Raw genomic sequence first — 24,805 nt, 5'->3', positions numbered from 1 at the left:
GCCCCGAACGCGCGCCGCTAGGGCTCAAGGGGTGTGGCGGGCGGTCAGTCGGTGGTGGGGCGGGTGGTGCGGCGGGCTGCTCGGGTGCGCCGGCTGGTGGGGGCCAGGTCCTCTGCCGCTGCTGCTTCGGTGGGACGACCGGCCGGATCCGCCAGGTCCGGGTCCGTACGCGGGGCGGGAACCTGCGGTGCGGCGGTGGCGTCGCCCGGCAGTGAGCCCGTCCGGGGCGTCTGCGGTGGGGCGTCGGCCCTCCTGCGCCGCGCTGCGGTTGCGGCGGTCGAGGCCGAGGTTGTGGTCGTCGAGCCGGAGACCGGCGGCGCGGGCTCGCTCTCGGCGATCGGGGCCGGGTCGGCCACGGTGTCCCGAGGCAGCGCACTCGGCTTGGCCGAGCGGCTCTGTTCCGCCGGGCGGTTCCGTTCGCTTCGCTCGCCGAGGCGGGCGGCCAGCACCGAGCCGCCGATACCGGCGATCACCGCGTACGGGGCGATCAGCTGGGTGGACAGCTGCGCGGGGCCCAGCGTCGACCAGTGCGGCAGCGTGGTCAGGTAGGCGAGCGCGACGAGCACCGGGCCAGCCGCGCCGGAGGCCGCCGCACCCACGCGGTGCCCGCCCGAGCGGGCGGAACGCCGGGCGGCCAGGACGCCGATCAGCAGCGCTGGCACCAGTGCCAGCAGCGCGCCGGGCCAGTAGAGCTGGCCCCCGATCCAGTACCGGGCGTGGTCCGGGTCGAACTGCCAGGTGCCGAGTTGCGCGCCAGTCAGCCCTCGTCCGACGCGTACCCCGTCGATCACGGAGATCACCGCGAGCAGCCAGAGCCAGGCGGCCGTCGCGGTCACATTGACCGCGGCGGCTCGGGAGCGAAGCGCCCAGACCGCGACGAGGACGCCGATCAGGATGCCCAGCGCCGCCTGTACGGCGGCCGTCCGCTGCGGAGCGCCGGTGTCCGCGCCGGTCGCGACCCGCGCGGGTACCGCGATCAACAGCACCGTGACCAGCCCGCCCAGCCCGGCGCCAAGCGCCAGGGCCACTCGGCGCAGCAGGCCACCGCGGTCGTGGACCGGCGGCTCAGCCACCGGTGGTGGCGTGTCCACCGCCTCCGGCCGGGTGGTGCCGGCGGCCGGTGGAGGCCTGTTGACCGGGCTCTCGTGCTCCGGCGCCCGATCGTCGAGCTGCGGGCCCTCGTGCCGGGCACCACCGTCGGGCGACGTCTCCGAAGGGACCACGGCCTTCGCCGGGGTGTTCCGCTGGTGCAGCCGCTGGGCGCACACCGCGCCGAGGACCGTCGAGCTGGCGGCGAGCCACGTGGCCCAGGCGAGGCCGTCCGCCCAGGCTGTGTCGGTCGCACCGGCATCGGTGGGCGTCCAGGTGATGACGCCGAGCCCGTAGCCGAAGCCCAGTTGTGCGGCACCCGCGCCGGCAGCGACCCCGATCGCCGTCGCGATCGACACTCCCCAGCCCTGTCTGGCCATGCCGGGCAGCGTAACGTCCCGTCGTCGGCGCGGCGAGTCGCAAAGACCCGCCGGTGTGGACTGCCGGTGCGGGCGGGTTGGGCGGCGGGCGGTACGGTCGCCGGTGATGAGGCGGTGGGCGTTATGACGGACACGAACACGGGCCAGCAGAATGCCGCCGGTGGCGGTGCGGGCCGGGCCAGCGTCGTGCTCGGTGGTGGGTTGGCGGCGGTGCTGCTCGCCGCCGTGGGCGCGACCGGCGGCTGGTTGCTGGCCGGCGAGGACGACGCACCCTCTGGTGATCCGCTGGCCGTTGCGACCACGGCTGGCGCGTCGACCAGTAGGGCCACCGCACCCCGACCGAGCAGCGGCCGGCCGACACCGTCGGAGGTCCAGACCTCCGCCACCTCGACCAAGGGGGCCGGCCTGACCGTGCCGCCGGTGATCGGCACCGACTTCGAGCAGGCCCGCGAGACGCTGCGCAAGCAGCGGCTGGGTTGGCGGCTGGTCTTCGGTGGCGGCGTCGGCCGTACGGTCGAGAGCACCACACCGGACGTGGGCACCGAGGTCGCCCGGGGGACGACTGTGCAACTTCAGGTCGCCGGGCCGGCGCCGGCCGCAGAGGTGCCGGACGTGGTAGGCAAGAGTTGCGCCGATGCCGCCGACGAGTTGGTCGACGAGGGCCTCTACCCGCGCTACCTCAGCGGACGCACGGGCAAGGTCAGCCGGCAGGAGCCCGCCGAGGACGGCCCGGCCCGGTGGAACGACCAGGTCAGCATCTGGTGTGGCTCCGACGGTCAGCCGACCGCGAAACCCACGTCCTGATTCCAGGCCGGCGGGGTTCGAGCCTCCCGGCTCCTACTCGCGTCCTGTCTCGCCGACAGCCGGCGCGGCTCGGCACGCTGATCCCCGCCGATGGCGGTGTGGGCGACTAGGTTGGCGGTCGAGGGCCATGACGCCCGTCCGGGTTCGGGAAAGGACGTGCGATGAGCGACGACCGCCAGGAACCTCCCGCCGGCGAGCACGACGACCGGACCCGCCCGCTGCCCTCCGCCGCTGATCGGCCGGCCCCGACCGGGCCCGCCGCCGACGGACCAGACGACACGGCACCGATCGACCGGACTGCCGCGGCTCGTCCTGACCTGTCGCCCGACCAGACCATGCCGATCGACCGGTCCGCCGGCACCCGGCCGGGTCCGCCGGCCGACCGGACGGCCCCGATACCGCCGTCGTGGTCCGGTCGGGCCGAGGTGCGCTCGCCCCGACCGGATGACCCCGCGGGCGAGTGGTACGTCGAGGAGCAGGGTGGTCGGCGGTGGTGGTTGCCGATCCTCTGGGGCGTACTGGCGCTGTTGCTCGCCGGCCTGCTCGGGGGCGCGCTCTGGTTGGTGCGTGCCCAGCAGGAGGACGACCGCAACGATCGGGGGCCCACCCCGTCCCTTCCGCCGACCAGTGCCCCCAGCCTGCCGCCGACCAGCGCACCTCCCACGTCGGCGGCGCCCACCAGTGAGTCGCCGAGCAGTTCGCCGACCACGGACGCTCCGGACGAGCTGCCGGTGCCGCCGCTCTCCGGCCTGCCGCAGGCCACCGCCGAGGGGCTGTTGACCCGGCTCGGCCTGGCCTACCAGGTGGTGTACCGACCGTCGGAGTTGCCGCCGGGGACGGTGGTGGGCACCGAGCCGGAGGCGGGTACGTCGGTGTCGACCGACGACGAGGTGTTGTTGATCATCTCGCAGGCCGAGCCGCCGGCCGGGGCGAGCCCGACCACGCCGAGCCCCACGGTGACGAGCACGCCGTGACCGCTGGTCACCACATTCGGCGGCGGGTGCCGACGAGGCCGATGCCGGCCAGCGAGATGGCGAGGCCGAAGATGCCGGACCAGAAGAGGGAGCGGCGGATGTCCGTGGCGCTGTGCCCGGCGGGAGCGGCTTCGGTGAGTTCCTGACGGCCGTCGGACTGGCCGCCGGCACCCAGGCCGGACACCGGCCCGGTCGGGTCGGCACCACCAGCGCGGTCGGCCGGGGAGCCGGTGTCGATCCAGCCGGGTTCCTCGTAGACCGACAGACCGTCGCCCGTCGGCGGGTCGGAGTCGAGCACGGTGATCTCCGGTGCGGGCACCGGTGTGGTCAGCCGGGTGGACGACATCGCCGGGTCGTGGACGAGGACCAGGAGTGTCGCCATCGCCCCGAGGAGGGCGAGGAGTCCGAAGGCATAGGCGATACGGGAGCGGTGGTGCCGCCGCAGGGCGGGCTGATTGACCATGACCATCCCAGGGTCAGGGTCCTGGACGAGCGGGTGGAACGGTGCCGGGGTGGGCGTACCGATTCTATGGCGACGGCACGCCCACCGGCGGCGGTTCGGGTCGGTCAGCCCACCCGGAGCGGGGTACGCGCGACCGGGCGGCGGGTCCGCACGGTGTGCGGGCGGGGTTCGGGGGCGGCGTGCAGTTGCTGCAGCCCTTCCCGCTGGACGAAGATCGACCGTCGGGTGACAGCGTCACCCGCGGCGTTCAACTCGTAGCCGTCGAGCCAGAGCCAGCCGTCATAGGTCGGCCAGTCGAGCACCCGGATCACCCGGAACTTGATCGGCCTGAGGAACTGGACACTCGCCGCGCGTGTCACGTGCAGTACGTCACCGGTGCGGGGAAGCACATGGGCTCCTGGGGAGGATCGGCCGGCGGTTGCGCCGGCGGTGCCTGAACGGGGGACGTCTCGGCCGGTGACGGGGTCGTGCCTCGTGAACCGGTGGTGCGGATGGCGGTGGTCGGGCCGTACCCCGCTGGTGACGTGCCGCCACCCGACCACCACCCGGTTGCTTCCGGGAACGCGCCCGCCGCCGCAGCTTGCCGGCTTGCAGCGGCGGGGTCCTACCCCGGAGCAGGTCTCGTTGTCGTCGGCCGGGCCGGCGCCGTGCCCGGCTTCCCCAGAGCGGTGGGGTCACCACTGCGCGGGGCCGAACGGAGACGCTGAGTGATCCGTGCCATACGGACAGAGTGCATCAGGGACGTGCTTCATGCAAGTTGCACGTCGACTTTTGCCGATACGTGAGCGTGTCGCGCGAAAGGCCTATTGAAGCCATCCGCGTCCGGGCGGCAGACTGGGGGCCGGTTTCGCCCGTCGCGGCCGGCCGAGGACCGGCACCACCCCCTTCGTCGCGAACGCTCGCCGGTCGACGGTCGCGCCCCCGGCGGGTGTCACCCAGTGGCGCGTTACCGGAGGTAGCCCGAGTGGGGTCGAGCAGCCAGCGGCGGGGACCAGTGACTCACGGGTCGCGCGATGAGTGAGCGGCGCAGTCCGACCATCAGACGGCGGCGGCTCGGGGCCGAGCTGCGCCGCCAGCGGGAGTCCGCCGGAATCACCATCGAGGTGGTCGCCGAACAGTTGGAGTGCTCGGCGTCGAAGGTCTCCCGGATCGAGACCGGGCACACCACTGCCACACCACGCGACGTGCGGGACATGCTGCGGATCTACGGCGTGGTCGGCGCCGAGAGCGACGAGCTCGTGCAGATCGCCCGGGAGGCCCGCCAGAAGGGCTGGTGGCACCCCTACAGCACGGTGCTCGTCGGCGCGTACGTCGGGCTGGAGGCGGCGGCCAGTTCGATCCGGGCGTACGAACAGCAGGTCGTTCCGGGTCTTCTGGAGACCGAGGAGTACGCCGGGGCCATGATCCGTGCCGCTCGGCCGGACTTCACCGCCGATCAGGTGCATCAAAGAGTGCGTGTCCGTTTGGGCCGTCAGTCGTTATTGACCCAGGACGATCCGGTCGATCTGTGGGTGGTGCTCGATGAGGCGGTGGTAAGTCGGCCGGTGGGCGGGGACGAGGTGATGCGCGGCCAACTCAAGCGGTTGGTCGAGGTGGCCGAGTTGCCGAACGTGACGCTGCAGATCCTGCCCTTCGAGGTGGGTGCGCATGCCGGCATGGACGGCACTTTCACGATCCTCAGCTTCCCTGAGCCCGGTGATCCGGATGTTGTGTACGCGGAGAACGCCACGGGTGGGCTTTTCCTCGAGAAGAGCGACGAACTACAGAAGTACAGCTTCATCTTCGATCACATCCGCGCTGCGGCCATACGTCCGGAGGAGTCCGTCGCACACATCGCAAAACTGGCAGAGGAGCCGTTGTGGAAATGGCGACCAAAGGGTTCCCCGTGGACCTGACGCAGGCAGCATGGTTCAAGAGCTCGAAGAGCGGGCCGAACTGTGACAACTGCGTGGAGGTGGCGTACGTGACGGGGGCGGTCGGAGTGCGGGACTCGAAGGACAAGGCGGGCCCCGCCCTGGTCTTCGCACCGGGTGACTGGCACTCCTTCGTTGCCGGCACCAGGGGTGGTGTGTTCGGCGCGGTCTGACCGACTGGTCAATGGAGTCCCCGTCCGGTTCGCCGGACGGGGACTCTGCCGTGTCCGCGGTAGGAGCGGCTGACGGGTCGCGTCGCGGCCGGGGGTCGGCGAGGTTCCGTCGGGATTCCCGTCGCCAGAGCGTCCCCGTCTCGTTGAACCGGTCGGTACGGCGCTGGTCGACGACCCGCCGCACCGACCCGCAACCGAGCGAGTAGGCGAGACGGATGACGACGATCGGTTCAGACAACCTCACCACCGGTCCGGCAAAACCGGAGCGGTTCGGTGGCAAGTACCGCGGCGCTCGTCGGGACACGGTTCTGACCGAGGTGGTCTCGACCGACCAGGAGGTGAGCGGGCGGGAAGGTGCTTCCGAGACGACGGATCCCCCGCTCTCGCTGCCCTCGCTGGACCCGAACCCGCTGATCGAGCCGTCGTTCCCGCCGACGGGCTGGCCGATGGAGCCGCCCGAGTCCCTGGCGGACCACCCGTTGCTACGTGGTCTGCTGATGGAGTTGCCGCCGAAGGGCACCGTGCCCTCGCAGGACTGGCTGGACCGCTGGTTCGAGGCGACCAGGTCGATCCTGGAGCTGCTATACGTGCAGAGCGCCAGCCGCCCGCGTTGACCCTGCGACGGCGGGCCGGGCCCGCTCCGCGAAGCGGTTGTGGCGCAGCGCGTGCCGGACCCCGATGGCGATCACCGCGAGCGCGCCCACGGTGATCGCCGGCCCGGTGACGCCGGGGTCGGCTCCGAGGTCGGCGCCGGCGGCGGCGATCAACGCCGGCACCGTGGCCAGGGCGGTGACCTGTAGTGGCAGCCCGACGAGCGGGTGGGCCGCAGCAGCGCGCAGTCCGTGCGGCGCGGGAGCGGCGGGGGCACTGGCGAACGCGCCCGCACCGGCCCACAGCCGGCGGATCCGTCGTACCGAGCAGACCGTCGCCACGAGCGCCGGGCCGGCGGCCAGGGTGAGCCCGGCGGCGGCCCGGTCGACCGGCGCGGTGCCGGCGCTGAGCAGCCCGCCGCCGAGTACGGCCGCGGTGAGCGCTACGCCGGTGAGGGCCAGCACCAGCAACCATCCGGTACGTCGACGCAGCATGCGGGTGTTGCGCAGCCGGGGAAGGCCGTCGGCAACGACGCCGGCGGCCAGCCAGACGGCGGCGACCGGGAGCAGGATGGTGAGCTGACTCTCCATGTTCGAGAGTCTTTCCCGAATCCCGGCGAGGCGAATCCGGGCGTGTCCCCCGTTCGCCCCGGACGCCGGGCCCGTAGGGGGCCATCACTCGAAGGTTATGGCTGTTTCGACATGTTCAACTGCCCGACGCCTGACCTACTCTCAGCTAGATCGGCGAGTGTCGATTGATGTTGGGACCGGTGGTCACGTTCCACTGCCGGTCAGAGGGAGGTAGGAAATGGGTCTTCCACGAAGGTCCGTACTGATCGGGGTGGCCGCGGCGACCGTGCTGGCCGTCGGTACCCCGGCCCTGGCCGCCGAACCCGTGGGTGTGGTTCGGGCCGCCGGCGGAGCCACCGCCGTGCCGGACAGCTACATCGTCGTACTCAAGGACAGCGCCGTCGCCCGGGACCGGGTCGGCGACACCGCGAAGCGGCTCTCCGGCCGCCACGGCGGCACGGTGGCCCGCACCTACGGCGCGGCGCTGCGCGGCTTCGAGGTCACTGTGAACGCGCGCGCGGCGGCGCGGATCGCGGCCGACCCGGCGGTGGCGTACGTCGAGCAGAACCACACCGTCTCGATCTCCGGCACACAGGCCAACCCGCCCTCCTGGGGCCTCGACCGGATCGACCAGCGCAACCTGCCGTTGGACAGCTCCTACACCTACCCCAACACGGCGAGCAACGTGCACGCCTACATCATCGACACCGGCATCCGGTTCTCCCACAACGACTTCGGCGGCCGGGCCACCTCCGGCTACGACGCGGTGGACGGCGGGTCGGCCGACGACTGCAACGGGCACGGAACGCACGTGGCCGGCACTGTCGGCGGGTCCGCGTACGGGGTGGCCAAGGCCGTCCAGCTCGTCGGCGTACGGGTGCTGAACTGCTCCGGCAGTGGCACCAACGCCGGTGTGATCGGCGGCGTCGACTGGGTCACCGCGAACGCGATCAAGCCGGCGGTGGCGAACATGAGCCTCGGCGGCGGCGCGAACAGCTCACTGGACAACGCCGTCCGCAACTCGATCGCCTCGGGTGTCACGTACGGCCTGGCGGCCGGCAACGACAACGGCGCGAACGCCTGCAACACCTCGCCGGCGCGTACCACGGAAGCCATCACGGTGGGCTCGACGACCAGCTCGGACGCCCGGTCGTCGTTCTCCAACGTCGGCACCTGCCTGGACATCTTCGCGCCCGGCTCGTCGATCACCTCGGCCTGGTACACGAGCAACACCGCTACCAACACGATCAGCGGCACCTCGATGGCCACCCCGCACGTGGTCGGAGCGGCGGCCCTGGTGGCCAGCGCCAACCCGAGCTGGACCCCGGCCCAGGTCCGCAACCAGTTGGTGGCCAACGCCACGCCCAACGTGGTGGGCAGCCCCGGCTCGGGCTCGCCGAACCTCTTGCTCTACGTGGGCACCGGCAGCACCCCGCCGCCGCCCACCGGCTGCACCGGCACCAACGGCACCGACGTGTCGATCCCGGACGCCGGCTCGGCGGTGACCAGCTCCATCACCATCTCCGGCTGTGGTCGCAACGCCTCCTCGGCCTCCACCGTGGCGGTGAACATCGTGCACACCTACCGCGGTGACCTGGTCATCGACCTGCTCGCCCCGGACGGCAGCTCGTACCGGCTGAAGAACAGCAGCACCTCGGACAGCGCCGACAACGTGAACGCCACGTACACGGCCAACGTGTCCGGTGAGGCCGCCGACGGCATCTGGCGACTCCAGGTGCGGGACACCTACTCGGCCGACACCGGCTACATCAACACCTGGACCCTGACCGTCTGACCGGTCTTCCACGACCGAGGCCCCACCCGGCACGCCGGGTGGGGCCTCGCGTCGTACGGATCGGGGTCAGACCGAGAAGGTGGCCGGTCGCTCGGTGGCCGGGGCCGGCGGGCGGGCCTTCCACAGGCCGATCTTCTGCGCGGCGAGCCGGCTCAGGTAGGCCGGGTTGAGGATGACGTAGCGGCGCCAGAGCCGCTTCGGCTCCAGACCGAGGCGCCAGAACCACTCAAGGCCGACACGCTGCATCCACGGCGGGGGCTGGCGCAGCAGCCCGGCGTGGTAGTCGAAGGCCGCGCCGACCGCCATCAGCGGCATGTCGAGCAGCGGCCGCATGGCGTACGCGAAGACCTCCTGGCGCGGGCAGCCGAGCCCGACCAGGACCAACCGGGCACCGCTGGACCGGATCCGGTCGGCGATCTCGGCGTCCTCACCGGGCTGGACGGCACGGAACTTGGACGGCTCCACCCCGGCGATCTTCAGCGCCGGGAACATCCGCTCCAGGGCCGGGATCAACCGGGCGAGGGTCTCCTCGGTCGAGCCGTACAGGTAGACCGGCAGCCCCTCGTCAGCGAAGCGCGACAGCACGTGCAGGGTCAGGGTCGGCCCGTAGACCCGGTCGCTGAGCCCGGCGTGGTGCAGCAGGTTGAGCGCCCACCGCACCGGCTGCCCGTCCGGCGTGACCACGTCGAAGGAGTTGAGCCGCGCGTTGTGCGCCGGGTCGAGCACCCCGGTCATCACACCGTGCACGGCCAACGCGGTCAGCGCGAGGGGACGCCGCTCGTGTGCCGCGGTCACCACCGCGTCGGTCGCCGTGGCGTAGTCGGTGGCGTCGACCAGGACGCCGAGCACGTTGCGCTTCGTCCGGGCGCTCATGGCTGGGCCACCCACTTGTCCACGTTGGCCTCGTAGATTTCCCGCAGGATCATCGGCACGTCGTAGGTGATCTTCCAGTCCGGATACTGCGCCTCGAACCGGGCCATGCTGCTCACGTACCACTGGTGGTCGCCGGTGCGGTTCTGCTCGACGTAGTTGATCCGCGCCTCGCGGCCGGCGATCTCCTCCGCGATCCGGAACGCCTCGATGTGCGAGGTGTTGGAGTGCCGGCCGCCACCGAGGTTGTAGACCTCCGCGGAACGCGGGGCCCGGAAGAACGCCTCGAACGCGGTCAGCACGTCGCGCGAGTGGATCGCGTCCCGGACCATCTTGCCCTTGTAGCCGAAGAGGTTGTACGTCCGGCCCTCCATGACGCAGCGCATCAGATAGGCCAGGAACCCGTGCAGCTCGGCCGCGGAGTGCGCCGGGCCGGTCAGCGTGCCGCCCCGGAAGCAGGCGGTCTTCATGTCGAAGTAGCGCCCGTACTCCTGGACCATCACGTCCGCGGCGACCTTGGAGGCGCCGAAGACCGAGTGCAGCGAGTGGTCGATCGACATCTCTTCGGTGATGCCCTGGTACCAGCGGTGGTCCTCGGGCAGCTCGTACCGGGTCTCCAGCTCGATGAGCGGCAGGCTGTTGGGCCGGTCGCCGTACACCTTGTTGGTCGAGCAGTGGATGAACGGCGCGTCGATCGCGTGCCGGCGGGTGTTCTCCAGGATGTTGAGCGTGCCGCCGGCGTTCACGTCGAAGTCCGTGTACGGCTCCTTGGCTGCCCAGTCATGGCTCGGCTGGGCGGCGCTGTGGATCACCACGGCGATGTCCGAGCCGTACTTCTTGAACACCTGCTCCAGGCCGTCCCGGTCCCGGATGTCCACCGCGTAGTGGGTGTAGGCGTTACCCAGGTCACGGCCGAGCCGTTCCAGGCTCCACGAGGTGGAGCCGTCCTCGCCGAAGAAGTACCGGCGCATGTCGTTGTCGATGCCGACGACATCCAGACCGAGGCCGGCGAAATGCCGGACCGCCTCGGAGCCGATCAGACCACCCGACCCTGTCACCAACGCGACACTCACACGCCACTCCTGGTCCATCGGAGGCAGAATCCATCGGAGCATAGCGTGACGTCCAGCACGCCCCGATATGACGGAAGGGCCCCGCATCAAGCGGAGCCCTCGTCGGTGGTGGGGATGGGGGGAGTTGAACCCCCACGCCCTTTCGGGCACACGGACCTGAACCGTGCGCGTCTGCCATTCCGCCACATCCCCGTGGCACAACCCGGAACACTCTAGCCGCCCGGCCCCGCTGTCTCCAACGGGCCTCGGGAATACTACGCTGTCCCTGGCGCTCGCCACGAACGATTACCGTTCGTGGCGGACGAAAGATTAGCACGACAGTCCCGGCCCTTCCGAACGGGTCGAGAGCAGCCGGCCGAGCGGCGTGTGAGCTGCGCGCGCGCCGGCCGGATACCATCATGTCCTCGGGACCCGAGGAGGAGCCGGTGAGCGTGCTGCAACGCTTCGAGAAGCGTCTGGAAGGCCTGGTCGAAGGGGCCTTCGCCAAGGTCTTCAAAGGGGTGGTCCACCCCGTGGAGATCCTCAACGCCATGCAGCGGGAGGCCGAGGCGCACAAGGCGATCCTGGCCGGTGGGCGCACGTTGGTGCCCAACCGCTACGTGATCGATCTCTCGCCGTTCGACCACAGTCGGCTGGCGCCGTACGCCGCCGCGCTGGCCCAGGAGTTGGCCCAGTCGCAGGCGGAGTTCATCGGCGAGCAGGCGTGGACGGTCTACGGCGACGTGATCGTCGAGATCGAGCGAGGCGAGGGCCTGGACACGGGCATGTTCCGTGTCACGGCCGAGGTCTACACCGGCGGCGAGGTCGCTCCGGTGTCGGCACCCGGCTACGACGCCGGCCCGCCCGCCTACCCCGCGTACGACCAGGGCGGTGGCTACGGCCCGCCGCCCGGGCACGGTGGCGGTCGCAACGTGCGGCTGGTCTCCGGCGACGGACGCACCTACCCCCTCCAGATGGGGTCGACGGTGATCGGTCGCGGCGACCAGGCCAACCTGCGTCTGCCCGACGTCGGCATCTCCCGGCGACACGCCCGGCTGGATTTCGACGGGGGCCAGGTCGTGTTGACCGACCTGGGTTCGACCAACGGCACCATGGTGAACGGGCAGCGGGTCTCCGCCGTCGCGCTCAACCCCGGTGACATGGTCCAGCTCGGGACGACGACGCTGACCTTCCGCGTGGACGGCTGACCCGCCTTGCCGGAACTGGTCATCACCGTTGCCCGGTTCGGGTTCCTGATCCTGCTGTGGATCTTCGTGTTCACGGTGGTCGGCGTGATCCGCCGGGACCTCTTCGCGGGCGCCCGGTCCGGTCGCCTGGTGGCCGCGCCACGCGCGGTGGGCGCCTCGACGGGGCAGGCGGCCAAGCCAGCGAAGGTGAAACGGGGCAGAGCGGCGCACCAGTTGGTGGTGACGGCCGGTCAGCTGGCCGGCACCAAAATCACTCTGGGTGAAGCGCAGATCACCATTGGTCGGGCTGAGGACTCCACCCTGGTCATCACCGACGACTACGCCTCCGCGCGACACGCCCGGCTCGTGCCGCGTGAAGGGCAGTGGTACGTCGAGGACCTCGGCTCGACTAACGGCACGTACCTCGATCGCGCTAAGGTCTCCGGACCAACCCCCGTCCCCCTCGGCGTGCCGATCCGGATCGGCCGCACTTCCCTCGAATTACGGCCATGACTCTGACCCTGCGCTATGCGGCCCACAGCGACCGCGGTCTGATCCGAGACGGCAATCAAGACTCCGTCTACGCCGGGCCGCGGTTACTCGCCGTTGCCGACGGCATGGGCGGTATGGCCGCCGGTGACGTCGCCAGCAACATCGTCATCGGTGCCATGGCGCCGCTCGACGAGGACGTCCCGGGGGACGCCCTCGTCGATGCGTTGCGTTCGGCCGTGGGCACCGCCAACCAACAACTCCGCGACACGGTGGACGCCAACCCACAGCTGGAGGGGATGGGCACCACGCTGACGGCGACCCTCTTCACCGGCAGCAAGCTGGGAATGGTCCACATTGGCGACTCGCGGGCCTACCTGCTGCGCAATGGCGAGTTCGCGCAGATCACCAAGGACGACACCTACGTCCAGATGCTGGTCGACGAAGGCCGGATCAGCGCCGAGGAGGCGAGCAGTCACCCGCAGCGGTCGCTGCTCACCCGCGCCCTCGACGGTCGGGACATCGACCCGGAATACTCGGTCCGCCAGGTCATGCCCGGCGACCGGTACCTGATCTGCAGCGACGGCCTCTCGGGCGTGGTCAGCGCCGAAACCATCGGCGAGACCCTGCGGGAGTACACCGACCCGCAGCAGTGCGTCGAGCGGCTGGTGCAGCTCGCGCTGCGCGGCGGTGGCCCGGACAACATCACGGTGATCATCGCCGACGCCACGGACCAGGACATCGTCGAGGCGACCCCGATCGTGGGCGGCGCCGCCGCCCGGGACCGCGGCATGGCCACCTCCGCCGACGACTCCACTCCGGCCGCCCGAGCCTCGGCGCTCTCCGCGCCGCGTCCGGCCGCGCCAGAGGAGCCGGCGGCCTCCGACGATGACGCCGACCGGCCGAAGCGACGCCCGGTCCGGACCGCCGCCATGGCGCTGGCCCTGCTGGTGATCGTCGGCGGTGCGGCGTTCGGTGGTTGGACGTACACCCAGCGGCAGTACTACGTGGGAGCCACCGAAGAGGGCCAGGTCGCCGTCTTCCGGGGCGTCCAGGGTCAGATCGCCGGGATGGACCTGTCCAGCGTGCACCGCCGCAGCGGCACCCGCCTGGACGACCTCACCGTCGCCGCACAGGACACCGTCAAGGTCGGAATCCGGGCCAAGAGTGAGCCGGACGCCGAGCGTCAGCTCGCCGAGTTGACCAGCGACACGCCGAGCAACCCCAACCTGAAGCCGCTCTGCCCGCTCGACCCGACCGCCGCCGGGGTCAACACGCCGACGCCGACTCCGACTCCGGTCGGCACGAGGCCGACCCCGAACGGCAGCCCGAGCGCCAACGCGTCGCCGACCCCCAACGGGGTCGTCAGCGCAAGCCCGACCGCCGGTGCCACCACCGCTCTCGGTGGGGCCGGCGCGACCACCACACCCGACGTCACGCCCTCCGACTCGGCCACGCCGGCGCTCGACCCGGCCGGCTGCCGGTCTCCTGAGTGAGCGTCGGCTGAGATCCTGAGGACCCCACCCGTGACCGTAGCGGCCACACCGGCACCCTCGCCCGCCACCGCGGGCGAGCAATCCGGCGTACGCCTGGCGCGGTCGCGCCGCAACGCCGAGCTGTACCTGTTGTTGCTCGCGATGGTGCTGGTGGCCGCGTACGGGGCGACTGTCGAGGCGAACCTGCTGGACACGGTCACCCCGGACTTCTGGATGCCGGCCGCCGCGCTCGGCGCGGTCTTCCTCGGCCTGCACCTCGTCATCCGGTTCCTCGCCCCGTTCGCCGACCCGGCGCTGCTGCCGGCGGTGGCCCTGCTCAACGGGCTCGGGGTGGGCTTCCTGCGCCGGATCGACCTGGGCGACGCCCCGGTGGCCGAGCGGGAGAGCCTGGCCGTCTTCGCGGGGCAGGGCGGGCGTCAGCTGGCCTGGACGCTCGGTGCGGTGATCCTCGCCGCCGGCCTGCTCGCGATCATGCGCGACCACCGGTCGATCTCGCGGTACGCGTACACCCTGGGGTTGGCCGGCATCGTGCTGGTGATGATCCCGGCGGTGCTGCCGTCGAGCATCTCCGAGATCAACGGCGCGAAGCTGTGGGTCCGGGTCGGCAGCTTCTCCATCCAGCCGGGTGAGTTCGCCAAGCTGGCGCTGCTGGTCTTCTTCGCCTACTACCTGGTGCGCAAGCGTGAGGTGCTCTCGCTGGCCAGCCGGCGCTTCCTCGGCATCGACTTCCCGCGTGGCCGCGACCTCGGGCCGGTGGTCGGCGTCTGGCTGATCAGCGTCCTGGTGCTGGTCTTCGAGAAGGACCTGGGCACCTCGCTGCTCTACTTCGGCATGTTCGTGGTGACGCTCTACATCGCCACCGAACGGGTCAGCTGGCTGCTGATCGGCCTGGTCCTCTTCTTCGGCGGCGCGTACCTCGCCTACGTCCTCGGCTCGACGGTCGGGGGGCCGTTCGCCAACTTCTACGTGCGGGCGGAGATCTGGCTCGACCCGTTCGCCGACCCGACCGACAAGGGCTACCAACTCGTGCAGGGCCTGCTCGCCCTAGGCACGGGCGGGCTCTTCGGCGCGGGGCCGGGCGGTGGTCAGCCGGAGATCCTGCCCGAGGTGCAGAACGACTTCATCTTCGCCGGCATCGGTGAGGAGATCGGCCTCTTCGGCCTGTCGGCGCTGCTGGTCGTCTACCTGCTCATCGTGGAGCGCGGGCTGCGTGCCGCGCTCGCGGTACGGGACTCGTTCGGCAAGCTGCTCGCCGGTGGTCTCGCGTTCACCCTCGGCCTCCAGGTCTTCGTGATCGTCGGCGGGATCAGCAAGCTCATCCCGCTGACCGGTCAGACCACCCCGTTCCTGTCCGCCGGTGGGTCGTCGTTGATGGCCAACTGGCTGCTCATCGCGGTGCTGCTGCGGGTCTCCGACGGCGCCCGCCGACCGGTGACCGGAGGGGGCGGCGGCAAGGCGGCTCGTCCCAGCGGTGGCCCGCCCGAGCAGCTGCACGGTGCTCCCACGGAGGTGATCAAGCCGTGAACGCACCCCTGCGCCGCGTTGGCGTCGTCGTCATGGTCCTGTTCGGTCTGCTCTTCGCCAATCTCAACTGGATCCAGGCCTACAAGGCGGACGAATACCGGACCAGCGACTACAACGGTCGGGTCCAGGTCGCCGAGTACGACCGCAAGCGCGGCAACATCGAGGCTGGCGGCACGGCCGTGGCCACGAGCAAGGAGACCACCGGCAACCTGAAGTTCCTGCGCACCTATCCCAGCGGCGCCAAGTACGCCCACGTGCTCGGCTACAAGCCGGTCAACCTGGCCGACCAGGGCATCGAGCAGGTGGAGAACGACTTCCTGGCCGGCACCAGCGACCAGCTGATCGGCGACCGGTTGAAGGACATGTTCACCGGCGACGACACCGGCGGCGGCAACGTGCTGCTCACGCTCTCCAAGCGGGCCCAGGACGTGGCGTACGACCAGCTGCGCAACAACGAGGTGGGTGCGAAGCGGGGCGCGGCGATCGCCGTCGACCCGCGTACCGGTGCCGTTCAGGCGCTGGTCTCCATGCCGAGCTTCGACCCGAACCCGTTGGCCAGCCACGACACCAACGAGGCAGCGGCGGCGTACAACAAGCTGGAAAAGGACCCGGAAGGTCCGCTGAAGAACCGCGCGCTTTCCGAGACGCTGCCGCCGGGCTCCACCTTCAAGATCGTGGTGGCCGCAGCGGCGCTGGAGAACGGCGTCACCAAGACCACCCAGATCCCGGCCGGTCCCAGCTACACCGCGCCCACCTCGGGCACCCCGATCCGCAACGCCGATCCGTCGATCTGCCCGGGTCGGCAGGTCACCCTGCTGGAGGCGGTCACCGAGTCGTGCAACACCGGCTTCGCCCAGCTCGGTGTGCGGCTCGGTGCCGAGACTGTCAAGGAGAAGGCCCGCCAGTTCGGCTTCGAGCAGGAGGACCTCACCGTCGGCCAGCTCGGCGAGGGCGGCCTGCCCACGGCGGCCAGTCGGACCGGGACCATGCAGAACCAGGACGGCAGCACCGACCCGGCCGCACTGGCCCAGTCCTCGATCGGCCAGAACAACGTCCGGATGACGCCCCTCGAAGGCGCCATGATCGCTGGCGCGATCGCCAACAACGGCAGTCAGATGCGGCCGTACCTGGTGCGGCAGCTGCTCGCGCCGGACCGGACCACCAGCTACTACAGCGCGAAGGCGCGGGAGCTGCGCCAACCCGTCGAGCCGCAGGTCGCCGCCGATCTGCGCGAGATGATGGTCAGCGTGGTCCAGAACGGCACCGGGCGAAAGGCCGCGATCAACGGCTACACGGTCGGCGGCAAGACCGGCACCGCCCAGTCCGCCCCGGACCGGCCCGACCACGGCTGGTTCATCGGCTTCGCCCTGGACAAGAACGGCAACCCCGTCTCCGCGGTCTGCGTGGTGCTGGAGCAGGCCGGCCCCGGTGGTAGTGGCGAGGCCGCTCGGATCGCGGGTCAGATCATGAAGGCCGCCATCGCCGACCCAGGGGGTCGCTGACATGCTCAGCCCCGGCGTGCAGCTCGGCAACCGCTACCGTCTCGACGAGCGGATCGCCAGCGGCGGCATGGGCGACGTCTGGCGCGGCACCGACCAGGTGCTCGGCCGGACGGTCGCCGTGAAGAGCCTGCTCCCCGCCCTGCTCGACGACCCGGACTTCGGCGAGCGGTTCCGCGGCGAGGCCCGCACCATGGCCACCATCAACCATCCCGGCGTGGTGGACGTCTACGACTTCGGCAACGACCAGCAGATCGCCTTCCTGGTCATGGAGTACGTCGAGGGTGACGCCCTGTCGTCCACGTTGAGCCGGGTCGGCCGGCTCACCCCGGCCCGGACGATGGCCCTTGTCGCGCAGGCCGCCGACGCGCTGCACGCCGCGCACGAGAAGGGCATCGTGCACCGCGACGTGAAGCCGGGCAACCTGCTGGTCCGGCCGAACGGCACGCTGGTGCTGACCGACTTCGGCATCGCCCGCTCCGACATGGTCGGCCAGCTCACCGCCGCCGGTTCGGTGCTCGGCACCGCCTCGTACATCTCGCCGGAGCAGGCCACCGGCGGCGTGGCCACCCCAGCGTCCGACGTGTACGCCCTCGGCGTGGTCGCCTACCAGTGCCTGGCCGGTCGGCGGCCGTTCGAGGGCGACAACCCCCTCGACATCGCGATGCGGCACGTCCGGGAGACGCCCCGGCCACTGCCGGCCGACATTCCTCCGCAGGTGCGCGCCCTGGTCGAACGGGCGTTGGCCAAGGACCCGGCCGCCCGCTGGCCGAGTGCCGCCGCACTCGCCGGGGTCGCCCGTCAGCTCAAGGCCGCGCTCTCCCAGCAGGCCCGGGCCGGTGCCAACTCCGGGCCGGTCTCCGCGGCGCCCGCCTCACCGGCCGCACCCGGCCGGGCCCAGGTGCCGCAGGCGCACCAGATGCGTCCGCCGGCTGCCCGCCCGCCGGTGGCCGGAGCGAGGCCGACCGCGATCGCACCCGCCCAACAGCCACGCCCCACCGCCGTCACGCCGGCCGTCCAGCCCGTCCGGCCGCAGGGCGCCCCGAACGGTTACCCGCGCGGTGCGGCAGCCGTGCCGTCCGGGCCGCCCCGGCAGGAACACCCGCCGGCGTACGTCCGGCAGGCCGGTCCGGCGACACCGTCACCGCAGCCCCAGCGGTCCCGGCCTGGAATGGTGCTTCTCGCCATCCTGCTGGCCGTGCTGGTCCTGCTCTGCTCTGGCGTGATTTCCTACAACCTACGGAAGCAGTCGCAGGCCGGTGTATCCGCCGGGCTGGCGCCGCGCACCGTGGCGTCCGGCGCGCTACGACTCGACGGACGCGACGATCCGACCTGGACGTCGTACCGTCGGGAGGTACGACTCCAGCCGGACGACGGCGGGACGACGACGAGCGAAGGACGACAGACGCGATGACAGCGCAGGCCCGCCTGCTCGGTGGCAGGTACCAGGTCGGCGAGCTGCTCGGCTATGGCGGCATGGCCGAGGTGCACCGTGGTCGCGATCTCCGGCTCGGTCGGGACGTCGCGATCAAGATGCTCCGCACCGACCTCGCCCGGGACGCGACGTTCCAGATGCGGTTCCGCCGGGAGGCGCAGAACGCCGCCTCGCTCAACCACCCGGCCATCGTGGCGGTCTACGACACGGGCGAGGAGACCGCCCCGACCGGTGAGACGCTGCCGTTCATCGTCATGGAGTTCGTCAACGGGCGGACCTTGAAGGAGGTCCTCGGGGCCGAGGGGCGACTCCAGCCGCGCCGCGCGTTGGAAATCTGCGCCGACATGTGCGCCGCACTGGAGTTCAGCCACCGGCACGGCATCATCCACCGGGACATCAAGCCCGGCAACGTGATGCTCACCCAGACCGGCCAGGTCAAGGTCATGGACTTCGGCATCGCCCGGGCTCTGGCCAGCGGCGCGACCACCATGACGCAGACCAGCGCGGTCATCGGCACGGCGCAGTATCTCTCCCCGGAGCAGGCACGCGGCGAGGCCGTCGACGCCCGCTCCGACGTGTACGCGGCCGGCTGCGTGCTCTTCGAGTTGGTCTGCGGGCACCCGCCGTTCGTCGGGGACAGCCCGGTCAGCGTCGCGTACCAGCACGTACGGGAGACGCCGCCGACGCCGAGCGACATCAACCCGGACGTCACCCCGGCCGTCGACGCGATCGTGCTCAAGGCGCTGTCGAAGAACCCCCTCAACCGCTACCAGAGCGCCGGCGAGATGCGGGCCGACCTGCTCCGCGCCGCCGCCGGCCGGCCCGTGCTGGCCACCCCGGTGCTGCGCGAGGCGGAGACGGTGGCGATGGCCCCGGCCGGCGGCGGTGGCGGTTATCCGGCTCCCGGGCGCGGGCCGCAGACCGGGCAGATCCCCGCTCGGGTCGGCGACCCCCGTCAGCGCAAGGCGTCCTCCTGGCTGATCGCGATGTTCAGCGCGGTCGGCGTGCTGGCGGTGATCGCACTGGTCGCCGCCCTGCTCTGGAACATGCAACAGGACAAGGACCTGAAGTCGGTGCCCACCCTCACCGGCAAGACCCGGGACGTGGCGATCGCCGAGATCCAGAAAGCCGGTCTGTCCGCACAGGTCGGTGACCCGGTACTGGCCAGCGACTGCACAGTGGGCACCGTCGTCCAGCAGAACCCGCTGCCGACCACCCAGGTGGAGCAGAACCGCACGGTCACCATTCAGATTTGTGGCGGCAAGCCCGAGGTGCGCGTCCCCGCCGGGCTCAAGGGCAGCAAACGGGAGAGCGCTATCGCCCGGCTCACCGAGGCGAAGCTCAAGTACGACGTCAAGACGGTGAACGCCGAGGCGAGCGAGGACGAGGTCCTGGAGGTCGACCCGCCCTCGGGCGAGAGCGTTCCCGAGGGCACGATGGTCACGCTCACGGTCTCGAACGGCAAGGTCCGTGACGTGCCGGACGTCGTCGGACTGGGCCAGGAGGAGGCCACGCGCGTCCTCAAGAACGCCGGCTTCACTGTCGTCGTGCAGGACGGGCCGGAGGTGCCCGCCGCCCAGGCGGGGAAGGTCACCGACCAGAGCCCGAACGGCAACGAGAAGAAGCCCACCGGCACGAAGGTGACCATCAAGGTGAGTCAACCGGAACCGGAGACCGACCCGACGCCGACGATCACGCCGACGGGCACACCGACGGGCACGCCGACCACTCCCGGTAACGGGGGCGGCATCGGTCTGCCATTCCCACCCCCGCCGAGCCGCCCTCAGGACTAGGCCACCTCCGGGCATCGGCATGACGCAGGCGGAAACGTCACCGGCCGGGCCGGTGCGGCGGTGGCCCCGACGCCTCCGCCGGCTGGCCGTCGCGGGCCTCGTCGTGCTGGCGCTTGCCAGTTCTCCGTGGCTGTGGACGACGCTCGCCGCCCGCGGCCACCTGTACGCCGCCGCCGACGCGCCGGCCGCCGACGTGGTGATCGTGCTCGGCACCGAGGTGGCGGCCGATCGACAGCGGCCGGGGGACCGTCTCGCCGGCCGCCTGGACACCGCCGCCGAGCTGGTGGCCAGCGGGCGGGCCACTGTCGTCCTCGTGTCGGGCGACGGCGGTGGCGCGTCCGGCGACGAGCCTGCGGTGATGACGACGTACCTGGCCGAGCGGGGTGTCGACAGGCGTCGGGTGGTGGCCGACAGGTTCGGCCTGGACACCTACGACAGCTGCGCGAGAGCGCGCGAGGTGTACGGCGTGGAGCGGGCCCTGATCGTCACCCAGTCGTACCACCTGTCCCGGGCGGTGACACTGTGTCGGCAACTCGGCCTCGACGTCGACGGGGTGACCGCCCGCTGCGACGGTTGCAGCGCTGCCCTGCTCGCCGAGAAGTCGGTTCGGGACTACTTCGCCAGTGGCAAGGCGGCGTGGGACGCGGTGCGCGACCGACCGCCAGCGGTGCGGTCGCCTGCGGACCCCGCGATCCAGAACGCGCTGCGGGGCTGACCCGGCCGGGGAGGGTCCCGATGATCCGGTGACCGTGCCCTGACGTGCGACCCTCAGGCGGTGGCGAAGGCCGCCAGGCGACGCGCGTCCACCTCGGCGGCCAGCGCGGGTGCCCGCTCCAGCGCCTCGGGGTGACCGCAACTGGCCAGCCAGTTGGCCAGCATCAGGTGACCGCCCTCGGTGAGCACCGACTCCGGGTGGAACTGGACGCCCTCGATGGGCAGCGTGCGGTGCCGCATCGCCATCACCACGCCGGAGCCGGTCCAGCCGGTGACCTCCAGCTCGTCGGGGAGCGTCTCAGGCAGCACGGCGAGCGAGTGGTACCGGGTGGCGGTGAACGGGTCGGGCAGACCGGCGAGTACGCCGACCGAGTGGTGTCGCACCTCGGAGGTCTTGCCGTGCAGCAGCTCGGGGGCGCGCGTCACGGTCGCCCCGAAGGCTTCGCCGATCGCCTGGTGGCCGAGGCAGACGCCGAAGATCGGCAGCTGGCCCGCGTACTCCCGGATGACGTCCAGGCAGATGCCGGCCCGGTCCGGGCTGCCCGGTCCGGGCGACAGCAGGATGCCGTCGGCGCCGACCCTGCCCACCTTGGCGACGTCGATCTCGTCGTTGCGGCGGACCTCGCAGTCCACGCCGAGCTGGCCCAGGTACTGCACCAGGTTGAAGACGAACGAGTCGTAGTTGTCGATCACCAGGACGCGCATGGTCACCTGCTCGGGGAGGGAGGCGCTGGGTTGTTCTGGTCAGTGTCGTACGGCAGGTCGTGCTCGTCGCCGGTCGGGGTCTCCCCGGTCAGCGGGTCGCCGCCGCCACCCGTCTCGGCGGGTACGCCGGACTCGACCTGCACGTCATCGAAGGGCAGCAGGGGCTCGGCCCAGGGGAAGGCGACGTACCAGAGCAGGGCCACGGTGGCGGCGACCAGCAGCACCGAGCCGGTCAACTTCCCGACCACGCCGAACGGCAGCTTGCGCCAGATGAACGCGTACATCGGATCAGCCTCCCAGCTCCGCCGGGCGGCCAGCGGACTTGGGTTGGGTACGGTCGAGTTCAGCGTGGATGATCAGCCGCTGGTAGTTGTCGAACTTCGGGTTGCACGTGGTGAGGGTGAGCATCCGCCTGGTCGGCTTCTTGTCCGGCTCGCCGGGCACCGGTGCCACCACCTCGACCTGGGTCGGTCGGACGATGCGGGACTGCGACACCCGGTAGACGTACCAGTCGGTCTTGCTCTCGACCACGATCGGGTCGCCCTCGTCCAGCTCGTCCAGCCGCCAGAAGGTGGCCCGGTTGCGGTGGCCGGCGACGGAGAAGTTGCCGATCTGACCGGGGAGCGCGCTGGTCGGGTAGTGGCCGGGGGCGAACCGGATGTCCTGCTGGGTGACCCCCTCGACGACGACCCAGTTCTTGTCGAGCTTGGGGATGTAGAGGCCCGCGAGCGGCTTGCCGCGTACCGGTGGTGAGGGTTTGACGCTCGGGCCCACCGACGGGACGACCGTCGGGTCGTCGGTCGGGGCCCACGCCTGAGCCAGCTCGTTGTTGAGGTCGTTCTGGTGGGCGTCGACGATGGCCGACTTGCCCCAGACCTCGTAGCCGGCGAAGAGCAGGACCACCAGGCCGAAGGTGATCAGGATCTCGCCGGTGACCCGGACGCCGGTACGCAGTCGCGAGCCGAACGACGGGCGGGTCAGCTCGGAGTAGACGCTCTTGTAGCCCTCGCCGGTCTGGTGCGGCCGGAGTTGCACCACCCGCTCGCCGCGTCGGGGTTGGGGAGGGTCGGCGGGGTTGGCACCGGCAGGCTCATCCGGGACGGCGGTGCGGGGGACGGCACCCATCAACGCGGTCGAGTCCATGGTCGGCGGCCTGGTGGCAGGAGTGGCGGGTACTGCCGGAATCAACGCGGTGGCGGCCGGGTCGGCGCCACGATCCCCGCCAGCGCTCGGCGGGACCCGGCCGGGCCCGGTCGACGGGAAGCCTTCCGGCCCGGCCGCTGCGACCCGGTCGGGGGTGGCCGGGGAGCCGGTGGGCCGGGCGGTGATCTGCGGAATGTACGCGGTCGGCGAGTCGGCCAGCGGCGGCGTCGCGGGCCCGGAGGAGACAGGCCGGCTCGGCGTGCCGGAGGCCGCCGGTCGGGTCGGCATCGGCATCCCGCCGGGCGTGGCCGGGCGGGTCGGTGCGGCACCTGGTGGGTTGCCGGCGCCCGGCGGGCGGGTCGGTGCGGCACCCGGTGGGTTGCCGGTCGTCGGCGGTCGGGTGGACGCGGCGTTGGGCGCGGTCGGTCGGGTGGACGCGGCGCTGGGCGCGGGGGGTCGGGTCGGGGCGTTGCCGGGGGCAGCGGGCCGCACCGGGCCCTGGTTGCTGGCCGTCGGTCGGCTGGGGGTGGTCGCGGGGGGAATCCCGGCGCCGCCGTGTGAGCCCGGCCCGGTAGCTGCGCTGCCCGGCCAGGGCGGCGGCGCTTCGGCACCCGGGCGGCCGGGGGCCCCGGTCGGCTCGGGTCGCGTGGCGCTCGGCGGCGGCTGTTCGGCTCGCGGCGGCTGCTCGGTTCGCGGCGGGTGCAGCACCGGCTCGGGCCAGTTGCTGGCCGGGGTCGGTCGGCCGGGTGCCGACTCGGGCCGGTCGAACTTGGGCAGGAAGGCGGTCGGCTCGTCGGTCTGGTCCCGGTGTCGCCCGTCGCGTCGTTCGTCCGGCCCGCTCACTTGGGCACCGTAGCCGAGCGCAGGGCGGTGGAATCCTCGAATGCGGGAACTCGCACCGTGGAGGCCGTCTCCTTGTAGCCAAGCTGGTAGTCGTCGACCGCGTCCTTGAACAACCGGACTCCCTGGGAGCTGGCGAGGGCCTGCTGGAGGGCAGCGGGATCGCCGATTGCTACGATCTTGAACGGTGGGGAGTACACCCGGCCGTGAAGTAGCAGGGTGTTTCCGACGCAGCGTACCGCGCTGGTGGTGAGCACGCGGACATTCATGATTGACATGGCCTCGGCCCCGCCGGCCCAGAGCGCGTTGACCACCGCCTGTACGTCCCCCTGATGCACCACCAGGTCGTCGTTGCTGGCGTCCGGCTGCGTCTGGTCGAGCTGGGGCGCGTCGTTCAGCTCGACGGTGACCCCGGGCCCGCTGAGGGCGGTGAACCCGGCGTCCTGGAGGCTGCCCTGGGCGCGATTCTGCTGAGCCTTGATCGGGGCGTCCGAGCCGGCCAGCGTGTTGGTCCGTTGCTCGACCTCGCCGCGCAGCGTGGCGGCGCGGCGCTCGCTGGCGGCGACCTGTTCGCGGCGGTCCTCGATGAGCTGGTTGAGCTGGGGGCGCCGGTCCTCCCGGAGAGCGGTGCCGCCCGCGGTGGTCGCGGTGGTGGTGAAGAGCAACCCGGCCGCCGCGGCGATCAGGGGCACCCCGATCGACCAGCCCGGACGGCGTTGGCGCGGTCGCCGGGGCAGCAGCCCGGCGGCGGCCCGTCGGAGGACCTTCTGCCAGGAGGTTGCGCCGGATGTGTACTCCACCGAGCGTTCCTTCCGCGTGTCGGGGATCGGTCCGTGCCGGCTGGGCCGGTGATGCGAACAGTCCCGCCTCTTTCGGTCACTCCGTGCACCGGCCTGACCCCATTCGTGGTCCAGGCGGCCAATCGGGACTACGCTAGCTCTCGAACATTATTGGCCATGGACCGTCGCCCCCGCGCCCGGTTGTCAGGCCGGACGAGGTCGTCACCCCTCTGGAGAGCGCCGTGCCCAAGTCTCAGGTCCGTAAGAAGAAGGTGTACACCCCGCCGACGGACGTCCGTCCGACGACGACGTCGTCGTCGCGCAAGCCTAGCCCGGTGTGGTTGCCGGTCACCGCGGTCGCGTTGATCGTCGTCGGGATCGGCTGGCTGGTGCTCTACTACCTGTCCGAGCAGGAGTACCCGGTCATGGCGTGGGGTTACTGGAACCTCGCCGTCGGCTTCGGTGCGATGGTCGCCTCGCTGGCGTTGCTCTCTCGCTGGCGCTGATCCGAGCAGACCGTCGCGTCGG

The 24,805-nt window shown here is 71.4% G+C and carries 25 protein-coding genes and 1 tRNA gene; 15 read left to right on the top strand and 11 right to left on the bottom strand.

The window, feature by feature from the left end:
• Nucleotides 1-44: 44 nt before the first annotated feature.
• Complete coding sequence (locus ABTW72_RS06205; protein WP_350854953.1) at nt 45-1,469, bottom strand: hypothetical protein; 1,425 nt, start codon at nt 1,467-1,469, stop codon at nt 45-47.
• A 123-nt stretch (nt 1,470-1,592) separates the two neighbouring features.
• Here ABTW72_RS06205 and ABTW72_RS06200 point away from each other — a divergent pair, with 123 nt between their 5' ends.
• On the top strand, nt 1,593-2,273 hold the full coding sequence (locus tag ABTW72_RS06200) for a PASTA domain-containing protein (RefSeq protein ID WP_350854950.1): 681 nt from the start codon (nt 1,593-1,595) through the stop codon (nt 2,271-2,273).
• Nucleotides 2,274-2,434: 161 nt separating this feature from the next.
• On the top strand, nt 2,435-3,247 hold the full coding sequence (locus ABTW72_RS06195) for a PASTA domain-containing protein (RefSeq protein ID WP_350854947.1): 813 nt from the start codon (nt 2,435-2,437) through the stop codon (nt 3,245-3,247).
• A 7-nt stretch (nt 3,248-3,254) separates the two neighbouring features.
• On the opposite strand, the gene ABTW72_RS06190 is transcribed toward ABTW72_RS06195, so the two are convergent.
• Nucleotides 3,255-3,716: a hypothetical protein gene (locus tag ABTW72_RS06190; RefSeq protein ID WP_502892161.1), complete on the bottom strand. Its 462-nt coding sequence runs from the start codon at nt 3,714-3,716 to the stop codon at nt 3,255-3,257.
• Between the two features lie 98 nt (nt 3,717-3,814).
• The gene (locus ABTW72_RS06185; RefSeq protein ID WP_350854941.1) at nt 3,815-4,099 is read right to left on the bottom strand and encodes a hypothetical protein; all 285 of its coding nucleotides are present in this window, start codon (nt 4,097-4,099) and stop codon (nt 3,815-3,817) included.
• Between the two features lie 624 nt (nt 4,100-4,723).
• Here ABTW72_RS06185 and ABTW72_RS06180 point away from each other — a divergent pair.
• The 3 genes from ABTW72_RS06180 (at nt 4,724) to ABTW72_RS06170 (ending at nt 6,410) form a co-directional block, all read left to right on the top strand.
• Nucleotides 4,724-5,605: a helix-turn-helix domain-containing protein gene (locus ABTW72_RS06180; protein ID WP_091396372.1), complete on the top strand. Its 882-nt coding sequence runs from the start codon at nt 4,724-4,726 to the stop codon at nt 5,603-5,605.
• On the top strand, nt 5,575-5,796 hold the full coding sequence (locus ABTW72_RS06175) for a DUF397 domain-containing protein (protein WP_091396369.1): 222 nt from the start codon (nt 5,575-5,577) through the stop codon (nt 5,794-5,796). Before ABTW72_RS06180 ends, ABTW72_RS06175 begins: the two co-directional genes overlap by 31 nt.
• A 215-nt stretch (nt 5,797-6,011) precedes the next feature.
• The gene (locus ABTW72_RS06170) at nt 6,012-6,410 is read left to right on the top strand and encodes a hypothetical protein (RefSeq protein ID WP_350854938.1); all 399 of its coding nucleotides are present in this window, start codon (nt 6,012-6,014) and stop codon (nt 6,408-6,410) included.
• Here the strand turns inward: ABTW72_RS06170 and ABTW72_RS06165 are convergent.
• The gene (locus tag ABTW72_RS06165; protein WP_350854935.1) at nt 6,378-6,977 is read right to left on the bottom strand and encodes a hypothetical protein; all 600 of its coding nucleotides are present in this window, start codon (nt 6,975-6,977) and stop codon (nt 6,378-6,380) included. The genes ABTW72_RS06170 and ABTW72_RS06165 overlap by 33 nt on opposite strands.
• A gap of 217 nt (nt 6,978-7,194) precedes the next feature.
• On the opposite strand from ABTW72_RS06165, the gene ABTW72_RS06160 reads away from it, so the two are divergent.
• Nucleotides 7,195-8,751: a S8 family peptidase gene (locus ABTW72_RS06160; protein ID WP_350854932.1), complete on the top strand. Its 1,557-nt coding sequence runs from the start codon at nt 7,195-7,197 to the stop codon at nt 8,749-8,751.
• A gap of 66 nt (nt 8,752-8,817) precedes the next feature.
• On the opposite strand, the gene ABTW72_RS06155 is transcribed toward ABTW72_RS06160, so the two are convergent.
• The 3 genes from ABTW72_RS06155 to ABTW72_RS06145 all read right to left on the bottom strand — a co-directional run bounded on the left by ABTW72_RS06155 (nt 8,818) and on the right by ABTW72_RS06145 (nt 10,886).
• Nucleotides 8,818-9,624 (bottom strand): WecB/TagA/CpsF family glycosyltransferase, encoded by an 807-nt coding sequence (locus ABTW72_RS06155; RefSeq protein ID WP_091397518.1) that lies wholly within the window; start codon nt 9,622-9,624, stop codon nt 8,818-8,820.
• Nucleotides 9,621-10,736 carry an NAD-dependent epimerase/dehydratase family protein gene (locus ABTW72_RS06150; RefSeq protein ID WP_350854929.1) on the bottom strand — a complete coding sequence of 372 codons (1,116 nt, stop codon included), beginning with the start codon at nt 10,734-10,736 and terminating at the stop codon, nt 9,621-9,623. Before ABTW72_RS06150 ends, ABTW72_RS06155 begins: the two co-directional genes overlap by 4 nt.
• A gap of 64 nt (nt 10,737-10,800) precedes the next feature.
• Nucleotides 10,801-10,886 (bottom strand) — tRNA-Leu (locus ABTW72_RS06145).
• Nucleotides 10,887-11,092: 206 nt separating this feature from the next.
• Between ABTW72_RS06145 and ABTW72_RS06140 the strand changes: the two genes are divergently transcribed.
• Genes ABTW72_RS06140 through ABTW72_RS06105 form a run of 8 tightly spaced genes read left to right on the top strand, consistent with a single transcriptional unit; the run spans nt 11,093 to nt 20,811 of the window.
• A complete protein-coding gene (locus tag ABTW72_RS06140; RefSeq protein ID WP_007454122.1) occupies nt 11,093-11,881 on the top strand; it encodes an FHA domain-containing protein in 789 nt (262 codons plus the stop codon).
• Between the two features lie 6 nt (nt 11,882-11,887).
• Nucleotides 11,888-12,373 carry an FHA domain-containing protein FhaB/FipA gene (locus tag ABTW72_RS06135; RefSeq protein WP_030487599.1) on the top strand — a complete coding sequence of 162 codons (486 nt, stop codon included), beginning with the start codon at nt 11,888-11,890 and terminating at the stop codon, nt 12,371-12,373.
• Nucleotides 12,370-13,845, top strand: coding sequence for a PP2C family protein-serine/threonine phosphatase (locus ABTW72_RS06130; protein ID WP_350854925.1), 1,476 nt, complete (start codon nt 12,370-12,372; stop codon nt 13,843-13,845). Before ABTW72_RS06135 ends, ABTW72_RS06130 begins: the two co-directional genes overlap by 4 nt.
• 30 nt (nt 13,846-13,875) lie before the next feature.
• The gene (locus ABTW72_RS06125; RefSeq protein ID WP_350854922.1) at nt 13,876-15,369 is read left to right on the top strand and encodes an FtsW/RodA/SpoVE family cell cycle protein; all 1,494 of its coding nucleotides are present in this window, start codon (nt 13,876-13,878) and stop codon (nt 15,367-15,369) included.
• Nucleotides 15,366-16,871, top strand: coding sequence for a peptidoglycan D,D-transpeptidase FtsI family protein (locus ABTW72_RS06120; RefSeq protein WP_350854919.1), 1,506 nt, complete (start codon nt 15,366-15,368; stop codon nt 16,869-16,871). The genes ABTW72_RS06125 and ABTW72_RS06120 overlap by 4 nt, the downstream gene beginning before the upstream one ends.
• Nucleotide 16,872: 1 nt before the next feature.
• Nucleotides 16,873-18,282 carry a protein kinase domain-containing protein gene (locus tag ABTW72_RS06115; protein WP_350854916.1) on the top strand — a complete coding sequence of 470 codons (1,410 nt, stop codon included), beginning with the start codon at nt 16,873-16,875 and terminating at the stop codon, nt 18,280-18,282.
• A complete protein-coding gene (pknB, locus tag ABTW72_RS06110) occupies nt 18,279-20,096 on the top strand; it encodes a Stk1 family PASTA domain-containing Ser/Thr kinase (RefSeq protein ID WP_350854913.1) in 1,818 nt (605 codons plus the stop codon). Before ABTW72_RS06115 ends, pknB begins: the two co-directional genes overlap by 4 nt.
• Nucleotides 20,097-20,115: 19 nt before the next feature.
• A complete protein-coding gene (locus ABTW72_RS06105) occupies nt 20,116-20,811 on the top strand; it encodes a SanA/YdcF family protein (RefSeq protein WP_350854910.1) in 696 nt (231 codons plus the stop codon).
• Between the two features lie 53 nt (nt 20,812-20,864).
• Here ABTW72_RS06105 and ABTW72_RS06100 read toward each other — a convergent pair whose 3' ends face one another.
• The 4 genes from ABTW72_RS06100 to ABTW72_RS06085 are packed head-to-tail and all read right to left on the bottom strand — an operon-like array spanning nt 20,865 to nt 24,298.
• The gene (locus ABTW72_RS06100; RefSeq protein WP_350854907.1) at nt 20,865-21,515 is read right to left on the bottom strand and encodes an aminodeoxychorismate/anthranilate synthase component II; all 651 of its coding nucleotides are present in this window, start codon (nt 21,513-21,515) and stop codon (nt 20,865-20,867) included.
• A gap of 2 nt (nt 21,516-21,517) precedes the next feature.
• Nucleotides 21,518-21,799 (bottom strand): hypothetical protein, encoded by a 282-nt coding sequence (locus ABTW72_RS06095; protein ID WP_350854904.1) that lies wholly within the window; start codon nt 21,797-21,799, stop codon nt 21,518-21,520.
• Between the two features lie 4 nt (nt 21,800-21,803).
• Entirely contained in the window at nt 21,804-23,501 is a 1,698-nt protein-coding gene (locus ABTW72_RS06090; RefSeq protein WP_350854901.1) for a class E sortase, read from the bottom strand.
• Nucleotides 23,498-24,298: a DUF881 domain-containing protein gene (locus tag ABTW72_RS06085; protein WP_350854898.1), complete on the bottom strand. Its 801-nt coding sequence runs from the start codon at nt 24,296-24,298 to the stop codon at nt 23,498-23,500. Before ABTW72_RS06085 ends, ABTW72_RS06090 begins: the two co-directional genes overlap by 4 nt.
• Before the next feature lie 221 nt (nt 24,299-24,519).
• On the opposite strand from ABTW72_RS06085, the gene ABTW72_RS06080 reads away from it, so the two are divergent.
• On the top strand, nt 24,520-24,783 hold the full coding sequence (locus tag ABTW72_RS06080) for a cell division protein CrgA (protein ID WP_350854895.1): 264 nt from the start codon (nt 24,520-24,522) through the stop codon (nt 24,781-24,783).
• Nucleotides 24,784-24,805: the final 22 nt, after the last annotated feature.

Source organism: Micromonospora sp. NPDC127501 (assembly GCF_040302185.1).
Lineage (GTDB): Bacteria > Actinomycetota > Actinomycetes > Mycobacteriales > Micromonosporaceae > Micromonospora.
This window is presented reverse-complemented; position numbering and strand designations above follow the sequence as displayed.

Coding starts and splice junctions, on each gene's coding strand:
- ABTW72_RS06205 (WP_350854953.1), bottom strand. CDS start 1,469: ATGGCCAGACAGGGCTGGGGAGTGTCGATCGCGACGGCGATCGGGGTC.
- ABTW72_RS06200 (WP_350854950.1), top strand. CDS start 1,593: ATGACGGACACGAACACGGGCCAGCAGAATGCCGCCGGTGGCGGTGCG.
- ABTW72_RS06195 (WP_350854947.1), top strand. CDS start 2,435: ATGAGCGACGACCGCCAGGAACCTCCCGCCGGCGAGCACGACGACCGG.
- ABTW72_RS06190 (WP_502892161.1), bottom strand. CDS start 3,716: ATGGTCATGGTCAATCAGCCCGCCCTGCGGCGGCACCACCGCTCCCGT.
- ABTW72_RS06180 (WP_091396372.1), top strand. CDS start 4,724: ATGAGTGAGCGGCGCAGTCCGACCATCAGACGGCGGCGGCTCGGGGCC.
- ABTW72_RS06175 (WP_091396369.1), top strand. CDS start 5,575: ATGGCGACCAAAGGGTTCCCCGTGGACCTGACGCAGGCAGCATGGTTC.
- ABTW72_RS06170 (WP_350854938.1), top strand. CDS start 6,012: ATGACGACGATCGGTTCAGACAACCTCACCACCGGTCCGGCAAAACCG.
- ABTW72_RS06165 (WP_350854935.1), bottom strand. CDS start 6,977: ATGGAGAGTCAGCTCACCATCCTGCTCCCGGTCGCCGCCGTCTGGCTG.
- ABTW72_RS06160 (WP_350854932.1), top strand. CDS start 7,195: ATGGGTCTTCCACGAAGGTCCGTACTGATCGGGGTGGCCGCGGCGACC.
- ABTW72_RS06155 (WP_091397518.1), bottom strand. CDS start 9,624: ATGAGCGCCCGGACGAAGCGCAACGTGCTCGGCGTCCTGGTCGACGCC.
- ABTW72_RS06150 (WP_350854929.1), bottom strand. CDS start 10,736: ATGCTCCGATGGATTCTGCCTCCGATGGACCAGGAGTGGCGTGTGAGT.
- ABTW72_RS06140 (WP_007454122.1), top strand. CDS start 11,093: ATGTCCTCGGGACCCGAGGAGGAGCCGGTGAGCGTGCTGCAACGCTTC.
- ABTW72_RS06130 (WP_350854925.1), top strand. CDS start 12,370: ATGACTCTGACCCTGCGCTATGCGGCCCACAGCGACCGCGGTCTGATC.
- ABTW72_RS06115 (WP_350854916.1), top strand. CDS start 16,873: ATGCTCAGCCCCGGCGTGCAGCTCGGCAACCGCTACCGTCTCGACGAG.
- pknB (WP_350854913.1), top strand. CDS start 18,279: ATGACAGCGCAGGCCCGCCTGCTCGGTGGCAGGTACCAGGTCGGCGAG.
- ABTW72_RS06105 (WP_350854910.1), top strand. CDS start 20,116: ATGACGCAGGCGGAAACGTCACCGGCCGGGCCGGTGCGGCGGTGGCCC.
- ABTW72_RS06100 (WP_350854907.1), bottom strand. CDS start 21,515: ATGCGCGTCCTGGTGATCGACAACTACGACTCGTTCGTCTTCAACCTG.
- ABTW72_RS06095 (WP_350854904.1), bottom strand. CDS start 21,799: ATGTACGCGTTCATCTGGCGCAAGCTGCCGTTCGGCGTGGTCGGGAAG.